Source organism: Wolbachia endosymbiont (group E) of Neria commutata (genome assembly GCF_964026735.1).
Taxonomy (GTDB): domain Bacteria; phylum Pseudomonadota; class Alphaproteobacteria; order Rickettsiales; family Anaplasmataceae; genus Wolbachia.
In genome coordinates, this window is record NZ_OZ034692.1 from 734,101 (window position 1) to 753,108 (window position 19,008).

Below are 19,008 nucleotides of genomic sequence, written 5' to 3' on the forward strand. Positions count from 1 at the left end.
TTATTTTCCACTTGGTGTCTGAGGTGTTCGAGGTACCTGAGGTATTTGAGGTCTTTTGCTTGTCGTATCTGATGAATAAGAAGCACCACCACTTCCTCTCCTTCTCATAGTACTTCTTTGATCTAAACCTACTACCCCCAGTAAACTTTGCTTATATTGCTCTCCAGGTTCATGTGCTGTATAGGAAGCAAAAAGTCCATCAGATATCTCTGTAGAAGCTTGAATCAAAGCTTTCATAGCATGACCTAAAATAACAAAAGACATCATAGCAGTGATATTAGGTGTGTATTTAGAAGCATAAGCATAGAGAATACAAGGATTAAAAATCTTTAGGTCTATTCTCAATATACAGGTAGTGCAGACCTCAAAATCAAACACTGAGTACACGATGTAATCCATAACCTGGCTTATTAATGATATAAAAATCAACATTATCACTGGATGGATTGCAAATCTTGCCAAATATCCTACCCAACTGCTGAACATTTGCCTAGTAAATTTAAATAGGAGAAAAATAATAAAGATAGGGGCTAAAGATAGCAATAATGCAATGATTGCTATAGATGTAACAAAAGAGAACAAAGCGTTAAAAATAGATAAGGACACTGTGATTAATCCCCAAATTACCAAACAAAAAGCTACAATACCTAAAGGACCAGAAAGTATAAGAGATACTATTAACAATACTGAGTGTAGTGAAAAAAACCTATTCAATGGCAAATCAAGAAATTCAAAAACATTTGAAGTAGTACCTCTAAAACTTGCTATTTCCATTAACTGTTTTGGAGTGTTAACAAATATAGAAAATGCGTTGTTATAAAAGAAGTTCCAGCTGTTATCCTGCAATAGCTGAGCGATGACTCCTATCTTTACACATATAATTAAAAACTCATATATAGAAAGATGAGTTAGCCCAAAAAAGTAATAAAGTGTATATAAGACTATAAATAACACTAAGAGCGATATTATTGTAGACCTGATGGTATTTGTTCTATTTGATGCTACAAAACTTTGATAAAGAGACTTTGTGGGACTATTTCCAGAATGGATTGCATCAGCATCTTTATAACTGGAACCAAAAAACGCACTCCTCACCTTCTCATCAAAAAAATTATATATTGCACTGAAAGTCCTTCTAGGTGGTTCTTTAATCGTTAGGTTAATATTCAACTCACCCTCGTTTTTATATTCGCAACCATGATCTCTTACTCCATAGTACATGGTACCATTTTTGCTCTTTAACTTTTCTCGTAAACCTTCCATATATTGAGGGTCATGGACTTTATTGAGATCTACGGATATATCAGATGCACTTTCACCAGGCTTATGTTCAGGCAATTTATCAGAAACACTTATATAAAAGTTATTTTCTAGACTATGATTCTTTGTTACTCTCATGTTGTAGCCACCCTTGCCACCATAACTACCAAAGATAAAAGTTAAATTCTCACCTTCAAGATGACCTTTTTTCATTATATAATCGTAGCGAGTGCGTATGCCACCCTGCAGATACTCAAAATCTTCCTTTTCCATCATGATTTGCAAAGATGGAATGTAAGTTTTTATTTCTTTTTTAGCTTCCTTAACAATCGTATCAACAGTATCAATAGTAATTACGCCCCTAGAAAGAAATTCCACCTGAGTACAATTTACATTTACAGTGGCGTTACACATCTTGTCACACGCAGTATTTAAAATGTATGTATCTATTTCGCTTGCATCACCCTTTGAAAGTTTGCTGCAATCTATGTTTTGTCCTTGCCTTATTAGGTCTATAATACTTTTGATTTTCTTTTTTTCCTTATCTTGATCTGATTTTAAAAAATCTGAAGTCCAATACTCCTTTCCATCCAACCATTTTGCATCGCCTATTGTGTATTTATTAGGACATATATCTATACCGTTATTTTTATAACATACTTTTCGATTTAAAATCTTTGCAAAATGTTCTGTTTCTTTCTCACCACACTTCTCGTCGATTTTTACATACCTTTCCTCATGATTTTCGTTATTCTTGCACATTTTATTTTCGACAACACTAAAGCTTATCGAATCTCTTTCCTTTAGTTCAAATGGCAATGAAACTTCACCTTTTGTAACAGTAGTGCCTTCATTTGCAATTATAAAATCTTTATATTGATCAGTACAAAAATTAAGCTTACTGGGAACTATATTAATTTCTGTTACTTTTACCGTATCTGAAATGTGTACTCCAGAATCAACCCATTTCTGCTGCGTTGACACTATATCCAATTTTTCACGCAAATTCGACAAGCTTTCTGGCTTAATACAGTGGTCTGCACAACCAGGTAGCAAAAAAAATAGAACTATCAACAAAAATTTGAACATAATATCCCGTTTGCTAAGAAGAATTACCTTGTGGACCACCTGGACGCGTGACCATTGACTTCGCTTTGGATAAAGCTTTTTTAGCCAGTGCTTTAGTCACTCCTGCTGCACCTCCAGCTACTGCTTTACCAGCAGATATAGCTTTGCCAATCATTTGTCCAGGAGTAGAACCTGAGCCCAATGCGGATCTGTGGTTACCAGCAAGTTCGGCAGCCATGCTAGGTAAGATGTGTAAAAAGTGATAAAATAGGAACAATACTAAACATAATTTTGATAATTCTACAATAAGCGTACCTTGAAAATCACGAAACTTTACATATTTGTAATCGATCAATCCAGCAAGCAAACTGCTTTTTTCAAAATTGTAATCTTGCAGCATACATGCTAGAGTAGTCGCATTTTTGCTTTCGCTGCATGGATGAACCTTATCCCCACTTGAATTAACCACATCTTTCAATTTAAACCAATATTTCTTATTGTCTAATATTTCGAGTTTTTCTTTTTCGAATTTTAAGTCTTTGTAATAGACTTTATCGCATGCTATGAACATAAAAGACAAAAATGAAAAAAGCATAACTGGATATATGCTATAGGTGATCAATTCTTTTATCCATCCATTAAAATATTCCTTAGTATGTTGAAATAGAACCATAGGGATAAACAAAGGTGATAAAATAACAATGACGCTTAAAGCAATTAGAGACAAAATAAATATATAACACATCCATAAAACGACCATCATAAGCAAAATAGCCATAAATATAGCAACAAGTGCCACTAAAATCTGTCCACCAGCGAAAAGAATACCAATTACTGAGCCTGCAACCAGCAAGATAGGGCCAGCACCAAGTAAAGCAGTTAATCCTATAACACCTGCAGTACCAATTTTGCCTCCAACCCCTTGTAAAGGCGCTCCTAAATAAAATAAGATTCTACAATCGAGCCTATCCCAAGGAGCAAGATAACTATAGGATATTATCTCTCCATTGCGTGTGTGTTGGTAATCCTCACCAGCTTCATAGTTACATATATTTTTACTTTCAGATGATGCTTTCAATACTATTTCTGATAAACCATTTGAAAGTTTTGTCAGCTGTCCGTAGTAATACTGCATAGCACCACCTGTTGTAAAATACATCACTAAAGCAAATTTAATGATCAGCATATACATCTCTTGTGGTCTCTGAACTCCCCCAGACATTACCTTGATAGAGAATAATACTAAAGCTAAAACCAGAACAGCAGTTACGGTATTTTTTAGCCTTTTTTGTGCTACAGATATAAAACTACCCACTTCTTCACCACTCTGGTCTTTTCGCACTGTACCATCTGAATTAAGGCCGGCAACTAAATTATCCAGAGATTCCCTAATGCATTGCACTATCATAGAGGTTATGGGAATAGGAGCTAATGACTTACTCCCCACTTGATTATAGCAAGCTTCTGAAATATAACCTTGAAAGCAACTTTTGTTGTCATAACCTACAAAAATTTTTCCTTTCTTTTCCATTTCTCTCATGACAGACTTATGATCTTGATCTGCACCAATAGGGACCTCTTCTTCGTTACCCGTACCATCCTTATTTTTGAATTTCATTTTCGATCCTGGACACATAGGAGCAAGAGGATCAGGTGGCAATTCTGTACAGCCTATATCAATACCCTGTGGCCAAGGGGTCATATTAATGCCAAGTGTACTAATATTTGCTAACTCTACACATAGCCTACCCATTTTCTTTACTGCTTTAAATGTAGATCCATGTATTACTTCACTCTGTCCAGCTTTGAGGGCTTTGCATACTAGCTCACCATCGACCTTTGGTGACCATGGTCCACTCTCATATCCAGTGTCTTTCTCTCTTAAATCAAATTTTATATCTGAAAAAAGGTTACCAAATGTTAAGGGATTTCTATGGCAGATTTCTATATATTCACTATATTGGACACTGTTTTTTGGCCAATAATAACTACTCGTACTTTCCTGTTTAGCGAGGTTTAAAATTTCCTCTTCTATTTTTTTCCCATTGTAGTCTTTTTTATTTGGATCTATTTTTCTTGCCTCGCTTTGCAAACATAAGAAATATTCCTCTTCTTTTTGGTAATTTTTACCAGTACAACCTTTATACTTTGATTCCGACAATTCAAAATCTTTATAATTTCCATCATGGTCACGAGCAACTGGGTGCTTAACGAAACTATGTTGACAAACAACAAGTCCTCCTATAGCTTTCCAGACTCCAACAATTGCAGCTATCATTCCAATAATCACAAGAGCAGTAAATATGCCAATAGAAGAGACAATTATTACAATACCGGTAAATATTGCACCAACAGCGATAGCTATTCCAGCAATAGCTGCAGCTGTCTTAAATGCTCCACAATCAGGGTTAGAAGCACGGCTAAAGCTTCCTGTAGAATTAAATCTGCTAACAAATTCAGTTTTTTCAGTGCCGCTTACCTCATCTGCAAACACTGGATACGAAAGTAGAAAATCTATATTTAATAAAAATATTGCAATTAACAGTAATGATAGTTTAGTTTTAAACATTTTTTACCTTTTGATAAAATACAGGCAACCAGACTTTTGGATCATCCCCTACCTCTTTTAATATATCATGTAATAATAGAACACTTTCTGCACGTCCAGATAATACATTGATTATATCATCTAAGTCTTTTAAGTCTATTCTAGCTACCACAGCATTTACTCCTTGCTTTACCAAAAAGTATCTAGTGCTTGGATCTGTATGCTTAATTAATATATATTCACGTTCAGTCAACATAAAAACATCGCGATAAACACTAGTAGCCTTCAGATTTGGTAAAAAAATCTGCGTTGCTGTTTGTTGTACAAGCGTATCACTAATAGCACTTTTACTTGCATCTTCAACGCTTTGAGTAGCAAAAATTACAAAAGCATTTAATTTTCTCAGCACTTTTAACCAATCCTTTATTTTAGGTGCAAAAACTGGATTATCTATTAATGCCCACGCTTCATCCAGAACAATCATAGATGGAGTTCCATCAAGGGATATACTAATCCTATGAAACAGATAAATCAATACCGGTCCAAGAGCAACAGGATCTTTCAGCAAATTAGCCATCTCAAAACCAAACACCCTTGCTCGTGAAAAATCCAACAAGTCTTCTTTATTGTCAAAAATTGCAGAATGAGATCCATTGCTGTGCCACATAGATATAGATCCGGCTAACGTGTCGGGGCCTGCAAGACCTAAAAATGGTACAAGATTTCTCAAAAATCTATCTTCTTTTCTGAGTTTAAAATTTCCTTCAATTGCATCATTGATTCTTGCAATATCTTCGGAAGTAAACTTATCATTATACACTGAGATTAAAGACTTTATCCATTCCATTAAAAATGTTCTATTATCTCCTGTATCATCAAGTTGCAAAGGATTAAAATTCGTTTTAGTTCTTGGCTCTATTACGGTGTAGATACCACCAAGTGCTCTCAAGAAGATTTCTGCACCACGATCTTTGTCAAAAAAGAATATTCTTGGAGAAAATTTCATCGCCTGAGCACATAAAAAATTCATTAAAACAGTTTTACCAGCACCTGTTGGACCAATTATCATAGTATGGCCAACATCTCTTATATGAAAATTGAAAAAAAATGGAGTACCAGATGTTGTATCAAAAACTGTAACAGCATCTCCCCAATGGTTATTGAATTTACTACCAGTAGGATAATTATGTTGAGATGCGAATCCAGCTAAATTTAGGCTACTTATCGTGCCTTTTCTTACAATATAATCAAAGTTACCAGGAACTTGCGCCCAAAATGCTGGTTCAAGGTTAACTCTCTCTCGAATAGGGTAAACACCAGAATTAGAAAGCTCGGATTCTACTAATGATAAAGCGTTATCCAATGATTTAGGGCTCTTTTCTATACATAAAATAGTCAAGTGGTGTTGACCAAAGGCAATCTTACCACTCATTGCATCATCTAAAGCTTGCGAGATTTCTGCTATTTGAGAAATAGCTTTATCTGCAGATTGTATCATTCGATTTTGCTGTATCTGCATTTTTCCAATTGCCATTTGCCTGTTTGTAAATTGAAAAGACTGTGTAATAATGAATTCATAAGGAAGCTGTAAAAATGAATCAAGCATTCCTGCAGAAGTATTATTTCCATACTCCTTGATACTAACTATTCCAGCATATTTGCTTTCATTGTGAGTCACAACCTGTATCATCTTTCGACCAAAGAACAATCTGTGCACTGGCAAGTACCTTGATATTTCAGTTCTCAGCGGAAAAAGTGTATTTGTAACAAAGCCACAATTTACAATTCTGGATAAAAATTCCATTATTTCACAAAATAGGCCATTGGGAGTTTCTTTTACTGCAAGAACTTTGGGTGAATAGTTTCTCAGGCTTGTCACTACACGATTTGTTGTTTCTTCCAAGTCTTCATACGTAGCTCGCATGTCACTTTCCCAAGCATGTTTTGATGTTACGTGCCCAAATTTTTTAAGTAGATGCGATAAAAACTCCACCCCTTTTGTATCAGCTCTACGAATAATTGTAATGTATAGGTCGTTAATAAACGATTGCCTTGTTGCATGTTTTTCTTTCCACTTTAGATTAACATGATTAGCAAAAAAATTTGGCAAGTCTTGATTTGCAAATTCATCAGAAAAAATATTTTTTTTGCGCCTGATAGTATGGAAATATAAACTAAATGCTGGAGATGAAATGCTTCTGAGCATCTGATTCCTGATGTTGTTTTGTATTACTAAATCCTCATCATCGGCAGTTTCAAACGCAAAACCACTCAATTTTATAACCTTAACTAGCCAATTTTCCTTTGTCATTAAGGTTGTACTATTCCAATAGCAAGAATAAGGAATAAATTCAGCAGCATGAACTTCCCTTCTTAGAGTAGATTTATTCTTTGATTGAATAGCTCTAAATCTCAGCATCGCATGATTTTAAGTAATATCATAAGAATTGGCTCCATGATAAAGACGATTTATACACTTGGAGCATTTCCCCAATTTTACCATAAATAGTTCAATAAACAACGGTTCTTTTGCAGAAGCTATATAGCCAAGCCCATGTATTCCTATGAGTAGAAGAAATATCCTCAGATCATTTAAATTAATAAAAGCTACCATGCAAATCAGGACATTCAATATCGCAAACATGTAACTCACGCCGAAAAGCATCGCTGGCCTTGTAAGACCCTTAAACAATTGATCTGTTTGTATGCTACCTGTAGACATATTTTAAACCTTTGTAATTAAAAGCTCTCACACTAATACTATATCATTATATTAAAAATTCATTGAAACTAGCAGCACTTTTAGTAAAATATGTTGATCACTAATTTAATCGCATAATGACGAGTTGGCCATTTCAAGAAGCAGAGAAAATATTACAAAAATTTCCTGATAAAAAAGAAATAATATTTGAGACCGGTTATGGTCCATCAGGCTTGCCACACATAGGAACTTTTGGAGAAGTTTTTCGCACTACAGTTGTTGTAAATGCACTAAAGAAAATTGCTCCTGATATAAAAGCTAAAATCATTGCAGTTTCAGATGATATGGATGGTTTGCGAAAAATACCAGATAATGTACCAAATCAAGAAATGCTAAGAGAGCATTTACATAGGCCACTCACTATGATACCAGATCCATTTGGTACTCATGAGAGTTATGGGCATCATATGAATTCACTGCTATGCAAATTTCTTGATTTGTTTGAATTTGAATACGAATTTAGAAGCGCAACGGAGTGCTACAAATCCGGCATTTATGATGAAAAGCTTTTACTCTTGCTAAAGAACTACAATAAAGTTATGGATGTGATGCTACCATCGTTTCGAGAAGAGAGGCAGCAGACCTATAGTCCATTTTTACCATTATGCCCAAAAACTTCTCAAGTTTTACAAGTTCCAGTAATTGAAACAAATACGGAAAAAGGAACTATAACATATGAAGATTTAAATGGAGAAAAAATAGAAGTTCCAGTAACAAAAGGAAGATGTAAACTGCAATGGAAACCGGATTGGGGAATGAGATGGGCTGCATTTGGAGTAAATTATGAAGCTCATGGAAAAGATTTAACACCATCTGCTGTGCTTTCAAGCCAAATATGTGAAATACTTGGAGAAAAGCCACCGCTTCTATTTTGCTATGAATTTTTTCTTGATAAAGAGGGCAAGAAGATATCCAAATCAAAAGGAAATGGAATTTCAATTGAAGAGTGGTTAACTTATGCACCAACCGAGAGTTTAGCGTTATATATCTTTCAAAGTCCAAAAAAGGCTAAACGCTTATACTTTGACGTAATACCAAAATCAACTGATGAGTACTTAGAGTTTGTAAAACGCTATCATGAAAATAAGGAAGAAAATATAAGCGATAGAATAACTACAGAACCTTCTGTCGTTCCAGAATCACGTGTCACTCCAGGGCTCTCTTCTGTCATTCCAGTGTTACGCACTGGAATGGCACCTAACGAGGAGTCTAATCCTGCATGGCATATCCATAAGGGTAACGTTCCTAATATAGAAACTTCAGGTATAAATTTCTCGCTGCTTTTAAACTTAGCAGCAGCTTGTAACGCTGAAAATAAAGAAATTCTTTGGGGTTTTATATCAACTTATGCACCAAATGTTACGCCAGAGAATAATAAAATGCTCGATAGGCTTTCAAATTTTGCGGTGAAATACTATCATGACTTTGTCAAACCAACAAAATCATACAAAATTCCAAGTGAAACAGAAAAGCAAGCATTGCTGGATTTAAAGCACACTTTATACTCTTTAGCCGAAACTGCTACTGCCGAAGAGATTCAATCTCAGGTATTTTCTATTGGAAAAAAATATGGGTTTAGCAACTTACGCGATTGGTTCCAATTGTTGTATGAAACATTGCTTGGTAAACAGACTGGCCCAAGAATGGGTTCTTTTATAAAGCTTTATGGAATAAATAATACAGTTTATCTTATAGATAGCACTATTGAAAAAACTCTATAGAACTATTCACAAGTTAATTTCGATAGCGATTCACGTTTTCAACCACCACTTTTTGGCTGGCAAGCTCCTGATTTTCTATCTTTATACTTCAACAATTTTAGTAAAGCTACTTCATTGGATTTATCTTGTCTAGATGTACAGTCCCAGAGTGTGATGGCATGATATATTAGAAGTTACCATTAAAGGAGGAGTTATGGGACAAATATTACATGAGACCTGCTGCAAAAGGCACTCAGGCCTCTAGGATGGCCGCCAATATTCTACCTTCTGAAGATATGATGTGGAAATTTGTGCGGTCCTGATCTGATTGAGACAACTAACAACCTTGCAGAACGTCAGGCCAGACGGTATGTCATTTATCGTAAAAATAGCTTTTTCACTTGGTCAGAACGTGGAGAAAAGTTCATAGAAAGAATACTCTCGATATTTGTAACTGCACGCTTGAATAATCAGAATCCTGTCCAGAAATTACAGAATTTAGTCGCTATTCCTGCTTAGTGGGAAAATACTCCGTGAACAGTTACATTTTGACTCGCAGCAAACACATCACGAACAGTATTAAGCCTACTCTCTACCTATACCTTTTTTTCTTTATTCTTAAGGTTTTGACGTTCGCGATTAAGCTTTTCAAGTACATTGTCAAAATCATCCATGGTAACGATAACTTCGGTACGCTTTGCAACGCGAAGTTTTACTTTACGTACTAAATTTTTTAGATCATCCCCTGAATAACCCTCAGTTTTTTTTGCAACTTCTTCAAGGCTTAGGCATGATTCAGCTGGTGCAGTTCCCATTTGAAGACGAAGTATCTTCTCTCGTAAAATCAGGTCCGGTAAAGAAATATTGATTTTCTCAGGGAAGCGTCTAAGCAGCGCTTCATCTAAAGCCTCTGGACGGTTAGTTGCAGCAATTACTGTTATACCTTCGTTGGGGTAAAAACCATCCATTTCATTCAATAGCTGTATTAAAGTTTTATTGTGATCTTGACTCACGCTACTACTATTAGAAATGCGCTTTGCACCTATGGAATCTATTTCATCTATAAAAATTACACAAGGAGGATTTTTTCTTGCTTATTTAAATAGCCTGCATACACGCTCTACACCGTGACCAGCAAACTGTCCAACAAGCGCAGAGGCCGAGATACTTATAAAATTAATATTAGCTTCACCTGCGATTGCACGAGCAAGAAGAGTTTTTCCAGTTCCAGGAGGACCATGAAAAAGGTAGCCTTTCGCTGGTGTTAAACCTAGTATTTTACAATTTTCTCGCATTTGTGCTGACATACCATCAAAAATCACTTTCAAGTCTTCTTTTAACTCATCTGAAACTATAACATCATCAAATGTTATTTTTTTTTGTTCATTTGGATTAACTGGCTTTTTCTCTTCGCTGCCAGTTGCTATCACATATATAACTGCACATAACACAAGTCCAACGATAATATACAGTCCAATTGTACTACCGGATATCACACATGCCAACATGGCATTTATTGTAGACTCTTTGCCAAACATTAACATATGCAAATAGCAAACAAGAGCGACGATTGACAGATATGCTAAAACAATTTTTAAAAAATCTAATTTTCTCATCTTTACCCTAATTAAATATTAATTAAGTTTGACAAATTTTCTTTTACTACGCAATTAATTATGCATTTAACCTCATCGCCGTTAAGATCATTACTCTTATTATTTACACACGGGTAAGAAAGTATTTTCTCATCTTTTTGTACCACAGGTAAAGAATAAAACACTTCAGTGCAGCAATCATAATCCTTTAAAAATTCAGGAATTTTTTGTGTCTTCTTTAGTGAAGCAATAGTAACTGAGCACTTCTGATTTCCGAATATTGTGCACTTAAATCTATTATCCCATTTAATAGATTCACTCATGGGTAAGTTTACAGACACCTCCTTTATTTTCGAAGATTCTCTGATTATTAGAATGCTTTCTCCATATTTTTTTATTTTGCACCCAGAAAGGGTGTGATTAATATCGCAATCTTTTTGTAATATTTTATTAAATATGAAAACGAGACTGTTGTATCTTGGTTTGTAGTATTTACTGCCGACTGCCATTATGGAGTAAAGAAGAATCCTCAAGGCTATCTCCTCTGGCAATCGATAAAATTCATTGAGTTTAATTTCAATAAACCCAAGTTCATGCACATCAGCGCAGTCATTGAACGCAAGGCGTGTGTAATGCATTAACGCTTTTGCAGCTCTTTGCATATGAAGAGCTGTAAGACATATTCGCTCTGATAAAATTTCTTGATTATCACTTGCTTTAAGTAAGTTGCGATATAAAGTACGCCTGTATTTTATATTTTTATTGCTCCTATCCTCAACCCATTTTAGCTGGCGGAAATTTGCATATTTTTCTATATTGCTACGACTAAAATTCAGTAATGGTCTGAATATACACACATCATTCAAGAAAGATTTGTAATGCATCGATGATAATCCATCTATACCGCTACCTCGCTCAAGTCTCAACAAGAACGTTTCTACTTGATCATCTTTGTGATGAGCTACAAACAAATACTTAATGTTGTTATTTTTACACCATTCTGTTAGTAGTTTATACCGCGCTTCCCTTGCCTGCAGTTGGACGTTACCTTTGACGTCTTGTTTTTCCCAATTTAATATAAATGACTCTAAGCCAAGCTTTTTTGCATAATTTACAACAAAATCAGCTTCCTGCTGAGATTCTGGACGCAATCCATGGTTTACTGTTAGAGCTATAGGAAGAGGGTGCTGGATTCTTTTTGCCCAATTAGTAATTAGATGCAGTAAGACTATGCTATCTACACCACCTGATACCGCAACTGCAATTTGATCGTTATGAACAGCAAAACTGTCGATTACATTTTGAAATGAGGTACAAAAAATTGCGTCATTCCAGCAATCCATAAATTGTTATCCAAGTAGTGTGACACTGGGATCCAGCCATCGGATGGCACATAGAGGAAATAACTTAAAATCTTCAGCTAGTCCCATAAATTTTTTACTTTTTTTTTACCTTGCTGAAGAATCCTTCAGATTGCTGCTTTATACCTGCACTTTCCTCTTCTTCAAATGCCTTTAATAGGTCAATTTGCTTTTTAGTTAAATTTTTCGGATTTAAAGTTTCCACTATTACCTGTACATACAAATCACCACGGACATGTGAGTTCATATATGGCATACCCTTCTCCCTACAGCGCAGTTTGGTGCCAGTTTGAGTACCCTCTGGAACTTTTATTTTTATTTTAGTTCCATCAATTGACTGCACTTCAATTTCACCACCAAGCACAGCTAGTGTCATTCTTATAGGCACTTTACAATGTAGATGTGCTTTATCCCGAGTAAATATTTTGTGTGGTGCTATTTTAACGTATACATATAAATCTCCGCTTTTTCCACCTCTTGCCCCAGCTTCTCCTTTACCACTTACCCTTACCTTAGCACCATCTTCTATACCCCTTGGAATTGAAACTGATATATTCACTTCATCTCTTTTGCGTCCGCTTCCACCACATTTCTTGCATTTATTGTGTATTATTTCCCCTTCTCCATAACATGTGCTGCATGTTCTTTCGATTGTAAAAAAACCCTGCTGAGTTCTGATTCTACCACTTCCTTGGCATGTATGACACTGAGCTGGTTTAATTGCTCCTTCACTTCCCGTACCTTTGCATGTACCACATTGTACGTTTGTTATATAATGTATAGGAGCTTGCATTCCTTTAAATGCATCCTCTAAGCTGATTTCAAGATCATAGCGTAGGTCTGCTCCAGGCGCTCCTTGACTTACTGTGCTTCCTTTTGTCCTTGATCTGCTTGCACCACCACCAAATCCTCCACCAAAAAAATCATTGAATATGTCACTAAAATCACCTGCAGAGCTGAACCCTTGAAAACCATCAGAAGAACTATATGAATCACCTTCGTGGCCATAGCGATCATAACCTGCTCTTTTGTTAGAGTCAGATAAAATTTCATATGCAGCAGTTATTTCTTTAAATTTTTCTTCTGCTTCTTTGTTACCAGGATTTCTATCGGGATGATACTTTAATGCTAGTTTTTTATATGCCTTTTTTATCTCATCAACGTTAGCGCTTTTATCTACTCCTAGCAATTCATAATGGTCTTTTTTGCTCATATATAATAGTTCAGCGTTTAACTATTAAAGATAGGTATTTCATATATTAATTTCAAGTATGATTTCTGTTTCAAATATTACCAGATCTCTTTCGAAACTCATATAGGTGACAACAAGTACAACATTGCAAAAAACAATTTGGAGTTCAAAAGGGTGATTCCTCGAGAACTACTGCGTCAGAAAGCTGGCGCTGAATTTGTATATAATGTTGAACTTGGAGGTTTTTATGAGTAATAGTGAGAATAAAAGAAGAGAAAAATTAGAAACTAGAATTCTATCAATCGAAGACTGCTCTCTGCTTGATTATGAGTTGTTGGAGATTATACTATATTCTGTATGCGAAAAAGGAGAAAGCAGAAAAGGTAAGTTAAAAAAATTATCGATGCCATTAAGTTAAGAGAAAAGGATGGACTATATTAATAAATCAAGTAAAATTCCTAAACTTAAAGGAAAAATAATATGAGTAAAAAAAACAATAATCGAATTCATAAAAAATAAATTGATAAGTTTAAACTTTATAAATGATCACAAAGTATCACCAAAAGACTTTCTACGAAAAAGAAAATTGCCTTTTATTGATGTATTCATTTTGATTTTCAGAAAAAGTGTGAAATCATTACAAGTGATGCTCAATGAATTTATTCTGTACACGATGAGAGATTATACAGTTACTGCAAGTGCTTTTACCCAAGTAAGACAGAAGCTAAAGTATACTGCATTTTCAGAACTTAATGATGATGTAGTTTCCCTATATTACCAGGATCAGGAGTTTAAAACTCACCATGGTTTCAGGGTACTTGCATTTGATGCTTCTATATTAATTCTACCAAAAAGTGATGAGGTAATAGAGGAGTTTGGCTCAAGAGCAGTATGGAATGGAGTTCAGAGGTTTGAAGATTATACAAGTGCAACCTTTGAAGCTTGTTATGATGTGCTAAATAATATTGCAATAAAATCGGTGTTAAGTAGAGGTGACAGTTATGAAGTTGATTTAGCAACCGATATGCTTGAAGGCCTCAGTTCAGATGACTTACTAATCTGTGATAGAGGGTATGTATCTTATCGATTTATTGCCGAGCTTACGGAAAGGAAAATTAATTATGTAATTCGTTGTCCAAGTTCATCTTTTAGTGAAGTAAACGATATGTTTAAGCCGGGCAGTCCCTCTAGTACAATAGCAGTAGCTACTGCACCTATTAAAGTGGCAAGGCAGCTAAGAAAGCTAGGATTACCTGATGAAATGGAATTTAGGCTAGTTAAAATCATACTTTCCTCTGGTGAAATTGAAGTGCTAATTACATCATTATTAGATGAGCAGCAATTTAAGGTTGAGGAATTTGAAGAGTTATACTACTTACGTTGGGGAATAGAAACATTTTTTTCTAAACTCAAAGGAAGGTTAGGCTTAGAGAATTTTACAGGTAAAAGTGTTGAAACTATTAAGCAGGATTTTTGGTCAACCATTTTTATTAGCAACCTAGAAAGTATTATGACAGAAGATGTAGAAGAGGCATTGAATGCAGACCTAGCTGATAGTAAGCTTGAAAAAAGCATTAATAAATCTGTTTCATTTAATGCAATTAAAAACTTAGCTTTCGATATTTTTTCTACAGAATCGGACATGGATTGCGTTATGGAGCAATTATCTAAGTTATTTTTAACAAACACTTTAGTTGTAAGGAAGGGGAGGAAAGTTGATCTTCATAAGATATCTGATGTTCGTTCACTCAATTACCAAAAAAGGGCTAGAAAACACGTATTTTGAATACTACCCTACTCATTTCTGAAAGACAGTATTCCTGGAGCAACTTTTGTCAAATCTTCTGTAAAATGACTTTTAAATAAGCTATTTCTTAACTAATTTACATCTAAGAGTTTATCTACTTTAAAGTTTGCTCTATTTTGTTTTAGCATTTGCCATAACTCCTTAATCACTACAAACTTTTTTGTTCAATTTTTAGCCATTCCTTCCTTAACTTAATGGCAGTGACCACAAGGTAACCCTGGGGAATCAGCTAATCCACCAGAGTTCTCTGAAAATCTTGAACATGGTGATCAGCCTCCTCAAGTGCCTGAAGATGTTCAATCTTCCGATGTAGGGTTTAATAAGTAGTTTGATCTATATACTTACAAAACCTCTGTCTTTAGCTTTATCAGTCATTACTAGTGTGGTATCGTGGGTATTTGGGTCTGATGAGGAAGAGCCTGGTCTCACACATCAACATGATAGCTACTCCGGACCAAGTCTTGAAGAGGTACCAGATCATAATAATGATGTGATATTATAGCATATTCTACAACCACTCCCTTACCCTTTCCAGGTGTTTATAACTGTTAAATCTCAGGAATTTATCTAAATACGGAGAGGCAACAAAGGGAGTGGTATCACTTAAATAAATAGATAAAAAATCTGGCAAATCATTCTGAAATTCTTGCATTTTTTGTCTATAATCCTGTAAAGAAATAATTTTTATTTTATCATAATCAAATTTCCAATAAGCAAGTTCCGACACTTCCATTTTAGTGATGTGTTCCACTGTTAAAGCTTGTAAAATTAATTGCGGAAAAAATCCTGACATAACTTCCTCATTGGAAGGCGGTGAACCAAGTTTATAATCTATGATTGCTACTTGCCCGCCAGAAAGATGCTCAACTCTATCGCATTTTGCCGTTAGACAGATTCCAGCATCACCCGCTGGAATGGCACTAATTTGATACGAAAAACTTTCTTCCAACTGAGCATAATTGCTTCGAGTCTCAACAAATTCAATAAAAGACTGAATGATTTTTTGCAATCTTACCCACCACATATTTGAAAAATTAAACTGACTAGATAGGAATTCTCTCTGTGCTATACTTACCGGCAATTTTTTATCATGTGAGCATTTCGCAAGAACATTATGCACCATAGTGCCAAATTCCAGTATCGATGGTCTAAAATTTAAGTCTCTTAATTGTTTAAGGCTGAGTATATATTCAACGTAAAATGAATAAGGGTTACGAATTAATTTTTCCAGTGCACTGCAAGATATCACCTGCATTTTTTCTTTTCTTGCTTCAGCCGGAGGTTTTGGCATAGGTTGAGTAAATGGAACAACACATTCAGGAGTATTTAATATTCTTAGCCAATCACGATACGGCTGTTTCGACAAACCGCCCTCCCCTTTCTTGAGCAGAAGTTCCAACCGCTGCAATATAATTGGCTTTCTATGACTCAGTGATCTTGTAATATAAACCTTACTTGCACAAAACAAATTATATAAAGTATATAAAAAATATCCCTGCTCTTCTTGCATAGAAGGAAGGCTAAATTTTTCTCTGGTAGTAGCATTCAAAAACGGACTTTGAAAACCTGGCGGGTAGCTACCTTCATTAAATCCAGCGAGTATTACAACTTTATTGTGGTATAGGCTAAATTTATTTAGGTCATTTGCTACAGAAAAAAAATCTTTCTCTAAAAATAAGGTTAGAATTTGGCTATATAATTCTAAGGAGCATTTGATTTTGATACCCTCACATGCATCTATAAAATTATATATAAAGGAGCCCACTTCATTATTTAATCCAGAAAAGTTTACACCAGATAGCATATTAACACACTGCAAGTGAGCTGCTACTACATCAAAAATAGGACGATTTATAGAGTTAAGCAAAGGATTAAATATTGTTTCCAACTTATTGATAATCAACAATATATCTTCCTTGTATTTTAGCTTTTTATGGCTATTAATAATATTGATAATACTTTCAAGTCCACTTGTATTAAAGTTACGTAATATCGCTACTTCAAATTCAGATAAAATCTTACTGTATTTTTCTTTAGTATAGCCAAAAGTTACCAGACTATGTTTCAGTAGCGAAAGTAATGCCACACTATTCCAATTTGAAGTCAAAACTTCCACGCTATAAAATAGAAGTGTTATATAAGGATAATTTTCCGATATGGCACCACGTTGCTTTGATAAACAAGCTATACGAGTTGCAAGTAATTTATTATGGGCAAGCAAAGAAACCTTTTCATAACTTTCATTTTCTATAATCAAAGCAATCACTTGCGCTTCTTCCTCCTCAGAATCGCAAGTGATTACTTCAATATACTCACTATTACTAACATATTCACTATTTATTTTACTAAAATCAGCAGTTATATCAAAAACACAATCAATTACTTTACTCTCTGGAGCAGAGAGGCATATCACATCTTTTCTATCAACATTTAAATAATCCAATAAACTTTTTAGGCAATATTGATAGTGTTTCTTATCAAGTGAGCTCCAATCTTCTTCTCTAATTTTAAAATTAAGGTTAGGCAAAATCACCTTTCCAAATGGTAAATCATATATGGCTTTAATAAGTGATTTATAAATTTCATCCTTGCCAAGGCCAACAAAAATAACATGTTGATCTTTTTGCAGTGAAAGCACCATATTATTTATGTAATCATTCTTATACTCTAGTATATCAACCACTCCTAAATCTTTTAAAGTTTTACTCCAAGTTTTGACAAGCAAGCTTACGAAATTCTCTATTTTTTTTGAATGTTCATTGAATTGCTCACAATCCGTTATTTTAGGCATTTTTGCTTTGCCAAGTAATGATGAAAGACTATAAGCTAAATCAATTGGAAAATGATCATTATTCTCCCTATTCCACTTTAATATAAATTCGATCAGTAGCAATGTCCTTTTTGCCCGATTGATAACTTTTATTCTATCAAGATTTAATATTAAATCTTCCTCATCAATATTCTCTAATGAAATTATTTCTGGAAAGATGATACATTTTTCAGTGTTATAATTTTTAAATGCGCTGAGTAACGCAAATACATCCTTCTTACAAGGAAGTATTATTTCTAATTCAGGAATTTTCTCTCTTTCATATTCAGAGAATATGTAGTGAACCAGCACTTCAAAAAAAGATTCATTTACGTTGATAGTAAAAACCTTGCCCATTTAAATACGATAACTAAAGCAATGCCTTATTGTATCGGACTTAATTTTTAGTGTGAATGTTTTTATTTAACTCTTTTCTTATCACTTACTTGTTCAACGTTACCTTCCTTAAATTCACTACCTATTTTTTTGGTCTTATCATACGTCTTAGTCATTTCTGGACCACCTTTTTTTGTTTTAGGTACAAGATTTGCTAAAAACCCTCCTATAATAGGTATTGATTTTAATAACCCGCTCGGCTTTGAAGGTTCTTGCTCTTTTTGTGGGAACGGCTGCTCTATTCTAGGACTTTTTATACCATACCTTTTATCATTGAAATTTGGGAATTTTATATCCTTTTGAGGCTTATATGTTGCGGATTTAACATTATTTTCTCCAGTTTCTTGAGGTATAGGCTTAACCTGAGTATCTTCTTCTGTAGTCATCTCTCGTTTTATTATGTAACATGATTAATATTATATAATAATTACTAAATTATGGTTAATTGCAAGATAAAAATGTTAAAATAATTGTAAATTTTATCAGTAAATATATAATATACATTTAAAGT

Annotated in this window: 14 protein-coding genes and 1 pseudogene; 5 read left to right on the top strand and 10 right to left on the bottom strand. The window is 34.5% G+C overall.

Annotated elements, in window-relative coordinates; all coding sequences use genetic code 11:
- Genes AAGD89_RS03905 through AAGD89_RS03920 form a run of 4 tightly spaced genes read right to left on the bottom strand, consistent with a single transcriptional unit; the run spans position 1 to position 7,598 of the window.
- Complete coding sequence (locus tag AAGD89_RS03905) at positions 1-2,349, bottom strand: type IV secretion system protein (RefSeq protein ID WP_341807813.1); 2,349 nt, start codon at positions 2,347-2,349, stop codon at positions 1-3.
- Positions 2,350-2,362: 13 nt separating this feature from the next.
- On the bottom strand, positions 2,363-4,897 hold the full coding sequence (locus AAGD89_RS03910; protein ID WP_341807814.1) for a type IV secretion system protein: 2,535 nt from the start codon (positions 4,895-4,897) through the stop codon (positions 2,363-2,365).
- Positions 4,890-7,295 carry a VirB4 family type IV secretion/conjugal transfer ATPase gene (locus tag AAGD89_RS03915; RefSeq protein WP_341807815.1) on the bottom strand — a complete coding sequence of 802 codons (2,406 nt, stop codon included), beginning with the start codon at positions 7,293-7,295 and terminating at the stop codon, positions 4,890-4,892. The genes AAGD89_RS03910 and AAGD89_RS03915 overlap by 8 nt, the downstream gene beginning before the upstream one ends.
- A gap of 9 nt (positions 7,296-7,304) precedes the next feature.
- On the bottom strand, positions 7,305-7,598 hold the full coding sequence (locus AAGD89_RS03920) for a type IV secretion system protein VirB3 (protein ID WP_341807816.1): 294 nt from the start codon (positions 7,596-7,598) through the stop codon (positions 7,305-7,307).
- A gap of 116 nt (positions 7,599-7,714) precedes the next feature.
- Here AAGD89_RS03920 and lysS point away from each other — a divergent pair, with 116 nt between their 5' ends.
- A complete protein-coding gene (gene lysS / locus AAGD89_RS03925; protein WP_341807817.1) occupies positions 7,715-9,358 on the top strand; it encodes a lysine--tRNA ligase in 1,644 nt (547 codons plus the stop codon).
- 288 nt (positions 9,359-9,646) lie between these two features.
- Positions 9,647-9,856 carry an IS66 family transposase gene (locus tag AAGD89_RS03930; RefSeq protein WP_341807818.1) on the top strand — a complete coding sequence of 70 codons (210 nt, stop codon included), beginning with the start codon at positions 9,647-9,649 and terminating at the stop codon, positions 9,854-9,856.
- A gap of 77 nt (positions 9,857-9,933) precedes the next feature.
- On the opposite strand, the gene AAGD89_RS03935 is transcribed toward AAGD89_RS03930, so the two are convergent.
- The 4 genes and pseudogenes from AAGD89_RS03935 to dnaJ all read right to left on the bottom strand — a co-directional run bounded on the left by AAGD89_RS03935 (position 9,934) and on the right by dnaJ (position 13,506).
- Entirely contained in the window at positions 9,934-10,152 is a 219-nt protein-coding gene (locus AAGD89_RS03935; RefSeq protein WP_341808917.1) for a hypothetical protein, read from the bottom strand.
- Positions 10,153-10,254: 102 nt separating this feature from the next.
- Positions 10,255-10,953 (bottom strand): annotated as a pseudogene (locus AAGD89_RS03940) (AAA family ATPase); the annotation flags it as partial.
- Between the two features lie 11 nt (positions 10,954-10,964).
- On the bottom strand, positions 10,965-12,275 hold the full coding sequence (gene tilS / locus AAGD89_RS03945) for a tRNA lysidine(34) synthetase TilS (RefSeq protein ID WP_341807819.1): 1,311 nt from the start codon (positions 12,273-12,275) through the stop codon (positions 10,965-10,967).
- Between the two features lie 94 nt (positions 12,276-12,369).
- Positions 12,370-13,506 (bottom strand): molecular chaperone DnaJ, encoded by a 1,137-nt coding sequence (gene dnaJ, locus AAGD89_RS03950; RefSeq protein ID WP_341807820.1) that lies wholly within the window; start codon positions 13,504-13,506, stop codon positions 12,370-12,372.
- Between the two features lie 226 nt (positions 13,507-13,732).
- Here dnaJ and AAGD89_RS03955 point away from each other — a divergent pair, with 226 nt between their 5' ends.
- The 3 genes from AAGD89_RS03955 (at position 13,733) to AAGD89_RS03965 (ending at position 15,794) form a co-directional block, all read left to right on the top strand.
- Complete coding sequence (locus tag AAGD89_RS03955) at positions 13,733-13,903, top strand: hypothetical protein (RefSeq protein WP_341807821.1); 171 nt, start codon at positions 13,733-13,735, stop codon at positions 13,901-13,903.
- An 81-nt stretch (positions 13,904-13,984) separates the two neighbouring features.
- The gene (locus tag AAGD89_RS03960; protein ID WP_341808904.1) at positions 13,985-15,271 is read left to right on the top strand and encodes an IS4 family transposase; all 1,287 of its coding nucleotides are present in this window, start codon (positions 13,985-13,987) and stop codon (positions 15,269-15,271) included.
- A gap of 349 nt (positions 15,272-15,620) precedes the next feature.
- Complete coding sequence (locus AAGD89_RS03965) at positions 15,621-15,794, top strand: hypothetical protein (RefSeq protein WP_341807822.1); 174 nt, start codon at positions 15,621-15,623, stop codon at positions 15,792-15,794.
- A gap of 6 nt (positions 15,795-15,800) precedes the next feature.
- Here the strand turns inward: AAGD89_RS03965 and AAGD89_RS03970 are convergent, their stop codons facing one another.
- Both AAGD89_RS03970 and AAGD89_RS03975 read right to left on the bottom strand, forming a co-directional pair.
- The gene (locus tag AAGD89_RS03970) at positions 15,801-18,458 is read right to left on the bottom strand and encodes a PD-(D/E)XK nuclease family protein (RefSeq protein WP_341807823.1); all 2,658 of its coding nucleotides are present in this window, start codon (positions 18,456-18,458) and stop codon (positions 15,801-15,803) included.
- A 62-nt stretch (positions 18,459-18,520) separates the two neighbouring features.
- Positions 18,521-18,883: a hypothetical protein gene (locus AAGD89_RS03975; RefSeq protein WP_341807824.1), complete on the bottom strand. Its 363-nt coding sequence runs from the start codon at positions 18,881-18,883 to the stop codon at positions 18,521-18,523.
- Positions 18,884-19,008 lie beyond the last annotated feature (125 nt).

Coding starts and splice junctions, on each gene's coding strand:
- AAGD89_RS03905 (WP_341807813.1), bottom strand. CDS start 2,349: ATGTTCAAATTTTTGTTGATAGTTCTATTTTTTTTGCTACCTGGTTGT.
- AAGD89_RS03910 (WP_341807814.1), bottom strand. CDS start 4,897: ATGTTTAAAACTAAACTATCATTACTGTTAATTGCAATATTTTTATTA.
- AAGD89_RS03915 (WP_341807815.1), bottom strand. CDS start 7,295: ATGCTGAGATTTAGAGCTATTCAATCAAAGAATAAATCTACTCTAAGA.
- AAGD89_RS03920 (WP_341807816.1), bottom strand. CDS start 7,598: ATGTCTACAGGTAGCATACAAACAGATCAATTGTTTAAGGGTCTTACA.
- lysS (WP_341807817.1), top strand. CDS start 7,715: ATGACGAGTTGGCCATTTCAAGAAGCAGAGAAAATATTACAAAAATTT.
- AAGD89_RS03935 (WP_341808917.1), bottom strand. CDS start 10,152: ATGGGAACTGCACCAGCTGAATCATGCCTAAGCCTTGAAGAAGTTGCA.
- tilS (WP_341807819.1), bottom strand. CDS start 12,275: ATGGATTGCTGGAATGACGCAATTTTTTGTACCTCATTTCAAAATGTA.
- dnaJ (WP_341807820.1), bottom strand. CDS start 13,506: ATGAGCAAAAAAGACCATTATGAATTGCTAGGAGTAGATAAAAGCGCT.
- AAGD89_RS03955 (WP_341807821.1), top strand. CDS start 13,733: ATGAGTAATAGTGAGAATAAAAGAAGAGAAAAATTAGAAACTAGAATT.
- AAGD89_RS03970 (WP_341807823.1), bottom strand. CDS start 18,458: ATGGGCAAGGTTTTTACTATCAACGTAAATGAATCTTTTTTTGAAGTG.
- AAGD89_RS03975 (WP_341807824.1), bottom strand. CDS start 18,883: ATGACTACAGAAGAAGATACTCAGGTTAAGCCTATACCTCAAGAAACT.